The following is a 5047-nucleotide window of genomic DNA, read 5'->3' on the forward strand; positions in this document are numbered from 1 at the left end:
CCTGGCGGCTTTAGCGCGGTGGTCCCACCTGACCCCATGCCGAACTCAGAAGTGAAACGCCGTAGCGCCGATGGTAGTGTGGGGCCTCCCCATGCGAGAGTAGGGAACTGCCAGGCATCATATAAGTAGAGAAGCCCCGCACGAAAGTGCGGGGCTTTTTTACGTCTGCAGATCGTAAAAACCGCACCATAATCTCCGAAAACTGCCTGAGAACCCCTCTCTGATACGGTAAACTACGGCCAGATAACTCAGTTAAGGCCGTCAAATGTCCAGCCAGCATCCCTCCTTAAAAGCCGACAACACACTTGGGCTTGAAGTACATACACAAAAACGCATCGTCGCTGAGACGCCTGCCGCCATTCTGGCTGCATGGCAGGCCAGCCAGCAGGATCAAACGCCTTTCCTTGTGCTCGGTGAAGGCAGCAATGTCCTCTTTTTGGAGAATTTTGCCGGTACCGTGGTGCTGAATCGCATTAAAGGTATCAAAATTCGGGATGAATTTGAGTGCTGGAAGTTGCATGTCGGGGCAGGTGAGAACTGGCATCAGCTGGTTAAGAGTACGCTGGAAAAAGGGATTACCGGCCTGGAAAACCTGGCATTGATCCCAGGCATGACGGGTTCTGCACCGATTCAGAATATTGGTGCCTATGGTGTGGAATTAAAAGATGTCTGCGAATACGTGGATGTGCTTAATCTGCACAGTGGTGAGACAGAACGCCTCGACCGTGAAGCCTGTGAGTTTGGCTATCGTGACAGCATTTTTAAACATCACTACCAGTCAGGCTATGTCATCGTCGCCGTCGGGATGATCCTGCCTAAGCAATGGCAGCCGGTATTAACCTATGGCGATCTGAAAACGCTTAACCCGGTGACAGCCAATGCCTGGGATGTCTATCACGCAGTGTGCCAGATGCGGCAGAGCAAATTACCGGATCCGAAAGTCACCGGAAATGTCGGCAGCTTTTTTAAAAATCCGGTGGTGACGCAGGCGCAGTGCAGCGCTCTGCTGGCCCGGTTCCCCGCCATGCCGCACTATCTGATGCCAGAGGGAGAAACGAAGCTGGCAGCGGGCTGGCTGATCGATCAGTGCCAGCTTAAAGGCTATCGCATCGGGGGCGCAGCCGTTCATCAGCAGCAGGCTCTGGTGCTAATCAATGCTGACAATGCCCTGCCTGCCGACATCGTGGCGCTGGCCAGAGCGGTACGCGCCCGGGTAGGGGAGAAGTTTGATGTCTGGCTTGAGCCTGAAGTTCGGTTTATTCAGGCACAGGGTGAATGCAATGCCGTCGAGGTGATCGCATGAAAGACCACAATGTCCCGTTAAAGCTGGTCGATATTTTGTCTGACGGTGAGTTTCACTCTGGCGAGCAGTTGGGTGAGACGCTGGGAATGAGCCGGGCTGCCATCAACAAGCATATCCAGACACTGAAAAGCTGGGGACTTGATGTCTATACCGTCACCGGTAAAGGCTACAGCTTGCCTGCGCCAATCCAGCTACTGGATGAGCAGGCGATTCTCTCGCAGGTTGAGCAGGGCAATGTCTCGGTGATACCGGTGATTGACTCAACGAACCAGTACCTGCTGGAGCGCATGCATGACATGCCATCTGGTGCTGCCTGTATTGCTGAATATCAGCAGGCGGGTCGGGGACGCCGGGGCCGTCAGTGGTTCTCTCCATTTGGCGCTAACCTCTATATGTCGATGTACTGGCGACTGGAACAGGGCCCCGCAGCGGCAATGGGGCTCAGCCTGGTCATCGGTATCATCATGGCGGAGACATTACGCTCACTTGGCGCAGATGAGGTCAGGGTAAAATGGCCTAATGACATCTATCTTAACGATCGCAAACTAGCCGGTATCCTGGTTGAACTGACAGGGAAAACGGGCGATGCTGCGCAGATTGTGATCGGTGCAGGTATCAATCTGGCAATGCGCACCGCTGATGCCTCCCAGATTAATCAGGGCTGGATCAACCTGCAGGAAGCCGGAGTAATGGTGAATCGCAACGAGCTGGCGGCTCGTCTGATTAATCGTCTGCGCAAGGCACTGCCACTCTTTGAGCAGGAGGGGTTAGCGCCCTTTGTGACACGCTGGGCCGCGCTGGACAACTTCATTAACCGGCCTGTTAAGTTGCTCATCGGTGAACGCGAAGTGCACGGTATTGCGCGCGGTGTTGACAGCCAGGGTGGGCTGTTACTGGAACAGGATGGCGAAATAAAGGCATGGGTTGGCGGAGAGATATCGTTACGTCCCGTCTGAATAAAAAAAGCCTGCATGAATGCAGGCTTTTTTATCACTGGCGTTATTTACGCAGGCGGACTTTATCGACAGCGTGATCGCCGCTTTTCGTCATAATCAGGCTGGCTCTCTCTCGAGTCGGCAGAATATTTTCCTGCAGATTGAGCCAGTTAATCTCTTTCCACAGGTTACCCGCTATCTCAACGGCCTCCGCCTCGGAGAGCTGGGCATAGTGATGGAAGTAGGAGTCGGGATCGGTAAAGGCACCCTGGCGGAATTTCAGGAAACGATTGATGTACCAGCTTTGCAGAAGATCTTCTTCTGCATCGACATAGATTGAAAAATCGACGAAGTCAGAAACAAAGACGTGATGGGGGTCATGGGGATAGTCCATACCGCTCTGTAAGACGTTGAGCCCCTCAAGAATCACAATATCCGGCTGCTGTATGACTTTATCGCCATCAGGGATAACGTCGTAAATCAGATGCGAATAGACCGGAGCGGTAACCTGACTGGCACCTGACTTTAAATCAGAGACGAAATTGACCAGCCGGTGCATATCGTAGGATTGCGGGAATCCTTTCTTCTTCATTAAGCCACGCTCTTTGAGCACGGCATTAGGATGCAGGAAGCCATCCGTGGTAATTAATTCCACTTTCCGATGTTCAGGCCAGCGGCTGAGCAATGCCTGTAATACACGTGCTGTCGTGCTTTTACCGACGGCAACGCTACCCGCAATACTGATGATGTAAGGGATCTTCTGCCCATTAGTGCCCAGAAACTGCTCCAGTACAGCCTGCCGACGCACATTTGAACTGATATAGAAATTAAGCAGGCGCGAGAGAGGCAGATAAATTTCTGCCACCTCTTCCAGAGAAAGGTCCTCGTTGATGCCTTTCAGCTGCGCAATCTCTTCCTCTGATAGCGTCATAGGAACGGAATCACGTAATGCCGCCCACTGCTCACGAGTGAATTCTAAGTAGGGCGTTGTCAGGGGAGTCGTTTTATCCATAAGCATGCATCTGACCGCAAATTCATTGCTATCACCGGCGTGTTATCCGATAAGCAGGACAACGCAGGTAATTTGAATCACGAATCGCTGGTTTATCAGTGAGAACAATGGGCTGGAGGGTATCACCAGTATGGCTTTTAACAGAAGTAAAAAGATAACTGTGATCTCGCTTTCGTCGGTATAGCCACAAAACGCGCCATTAGCCAAGCCATTAACGACTTTATAACAGACAATGACGTTATAAATCCGTCCCAGGCTTTTTCCCGTTTTCAGTCCGTAACAGCCTTGTTAACCTGTTCCGGTGGCAGAGCAACGCATTAAGCCCCGTAATGAAGCAAATGCGACATCCCATCAATAAGCACGCCATCCAGATGATTCTGCCGGGTGCTGTTGTAGAAAAGGGATGTCGTCTTCATGGAAAAATCGGTCTTGTGTGACGAAAAAACCGACAGTCAGCGCCTGGCCGGGATCTTTTTTCAGGAATAAGCGAAATAATCGAATCGAGAACGCTGGGGGCAGGCATTGCAAAGAGAGGGGCAGAGGCGCAGCACAGCCAGAGTAAAGTCGTGAAAACTGAGCCAGATTGCACAAATAATCTGCATAAAAACGTTAAAATGCGATGATTTGCACAAATAGTAAGCGATAGAAAAAAATATGCGATTTTTTAGTTGCATCCAGGGCCCGACCTTCCTAGAATGCGCTCCACTTGATGCCGGCTTAGCTCAGTTGGTAGAGCAACTGACTTGTAATCAGTAGGTCACCAGTTCGATTCCGGTAGCCGGCACCAATCAAGTAGGTGGGATTCCCGAGCGGCCAAAGGGAGCAGACTGTAAATCTGCCGTCACAGACTTCGAAGGTTCGAATCCTTCTCCCACCACCATCTCAGCCTCGCGGTTGAGTACAGATAAACGACCTGTTTATCTGTCAGGTGAGTCACTTATCACCCTGAATTCAGACTGAGCGTTAGCGAAGTCAACGTCGGTCAGCTTCGCTGGCAGACAGTAGATAGCAGAGAAGCATTCACTGTTATCTGCAAGCTACAGAAAGAACAGGTAGCCGAGTTCCAGGATGCGGGCATCGTATAATGGCTATTACCTCAGCCTTCCAAGCTGATGATGCGGGTTCGATTCCCGCTGCCCGCTCCAGATGTGCTGATATGGCTCAGTTGGTAGAGCGCACCCTTGGTAAGGGTGAGGTCCCCAGTTCGACTCTGGGTATCAGCACCACTTCCTTTAATCTCCCTCCTGATTTTCTCTGTAACTTCCTTGCAGTCAGGCATTGCCTGGTTAATGTGATGATATCATTGATATATCCGTGTCTTAGAGGGACTAGCGATGGCTAAAGAGCAATTTCAACGTAACAAACTGCACGTAAACGTGGGCACCATCGGTCACGTTGACCACGGTAAAACCACCCTGACTGCAGCTATCACTACCGTACTGGCAAAAACCAACGGCGGCCAGGCGCGTGCATTCGACCAGATCGACAGCACCCCTGAAGAAAAAGCCCGCGGTATCACCATCAACACCGCACACGTTGAGTATGAGACTGCTTCACGTCACTACGCTCATGTTGACTGCCCAGGCCACGCCGACTATGTGAAAAACATGATCACCGGTGCTGCGCAGATGGACGGCGCGATCCTGGTTGTTGCTGCGACTGATGGCCCGATGCCACAGACCCGTGAGCACATCCTGCTGGGTCGTCAGGTTGGCGTTCCTTACATCATCGTGTTCCTGAACAAGTGCGACATGGTTGATGATGAAGAGCTGCTGGAACTGGTTGAGATGGAAGTGC

General features: G+C 51.8%; 4 protein-coding genes, 4 tRNA genes and 1 rRNA gene. 8 read left to right on the forward strand and 1 reads right to left on the reverse strand.

Translation table 11 applies throughout. The annotated features are described in order from the left end of the window. The 3 genes from rrf (at nucleotide 1) to birA (ending at nucleotide 2259) form a co-directional block, all read left to right on the forward strand. Nucleotides 1-116 (forward strand): 5S ribosomal RNA (gene rrf / locus F3I20_RS23595). Nucleotides 117-265: 149 nt separating this feature from the next. After that, on the forward strand, nucleotides 266-1303 hold the full coding sequence (murB, locus tag F3I20_RS23600; protein WP_150016048.1) for a UDP-N-acetylmuramate dehydrogenase: 1038 nt from the start codon (nucleotides 266-268) through the stop codon (nucleotides 1301-1303). After that, nucleotides 1300-2259 carry a bifunctional biotin--[acetyl-CoA-carboxylase] ligase/biotin operon repressor BirA gene (birA, locus tag F3I20_RS23605; RefSeq protein ID WP_150016049.1) on the forward strand — a complete coding sequence of 320 codons (960 nt, stop codon included), beginning with the start codon at nucleotides 1300-1302 and terminating at the stop codon, nucleotides 2257-2259. Before murB ends, birA begins: the two co-directional genes overlap by 4 nt. 43 nt (nucleotides 2260-2302) lie before the next feature. Here birA and coaA read toward each other — a convergent pair whose 3' ends face one another. Beyond that, nucleotides 2303-3250, reverse strand: a complete 948-nt coding sequence (coaA, locus tag F3I20_RS23610; RefSeq protein ID WP_009092666.1) for a type I pantothenate kinase — start codon at nucleotides 3248-3250, stop codon at nucleotides 2303-2305. 711 nt (nucleotides 3251-3961) lie between these two features. Between coaA and F3I20_RS23620 the strand changes: the two genes are divergently transcribed. The 5 genes from F3I20_RS23620 to F3I20_RS23640 form a co-directional block, all read left to right on the forward strand. Then, nucleotides 3962-4037, forward strand: a tRNA-Thr gene (locus F3I20_RS23620). Nucleotides 4038-4045: 8 nt separating this feature from the next. Beyond that, nucleotides 4046-4130 (forward strand) — tRNA-Tyr (locus F3I20_RS23625). 190 nt (nucleotides 4131-4320) lie between these two features. Further along, nucleotides 4321-4395, forward strand: a tRNA-Gly gene (locus tag F3I20_RS23630). Nucleotides 4396-4400: 5 nt separating this feature from the next. Then, a tRNA-Thr gene (locus tag F3I20_RS23635) sits at nucleotides 4401-4476 on the forward strand. A gap of 108 nt (nucleotides 4477-4584) precedes the next feature. After that, nucleotides 4585-5047, forward strand: a 463-nt coding sequence (locus tag F3I20_RS23640) for a GTP-binding protein (RefSeq protein WP_150019666.1), incomplete at its 3' end; no start/stop codon positions are given.

Origin of the sequence: Candidatus Pantoea gossypiicola (genome assembly GCF_008632075.1) — a bacterium.
Taxonomy (GTDB): Bacteria; Pseudomonadota; Gammaproteobacteria; order Enterobacterales; family Enterobacteriaceae; genus Pantoea; species Pantoea gossypiicola.

Coding starts and splice junctions, on each gene's coding strand:
- murB (WP_150016048.1), top strand. CDS start 266: ATGTCCAGCCAGCATCCCTCCTTAAAAGCCGACAACACACTTGGGCTT.
- coaA (WP_009092666.1), bottom strand. CDS start 3,250: ATGGATAAAACGACTCCCCTGACAACGCCCTACTTAGAATTCACTCGT.
- birA (WP_150016049.1), top strand. CDS start 1,300: ATGAAAGACCACAATGTCCCGTTAAAGCTGGTCGATATTTTGTCTGAC.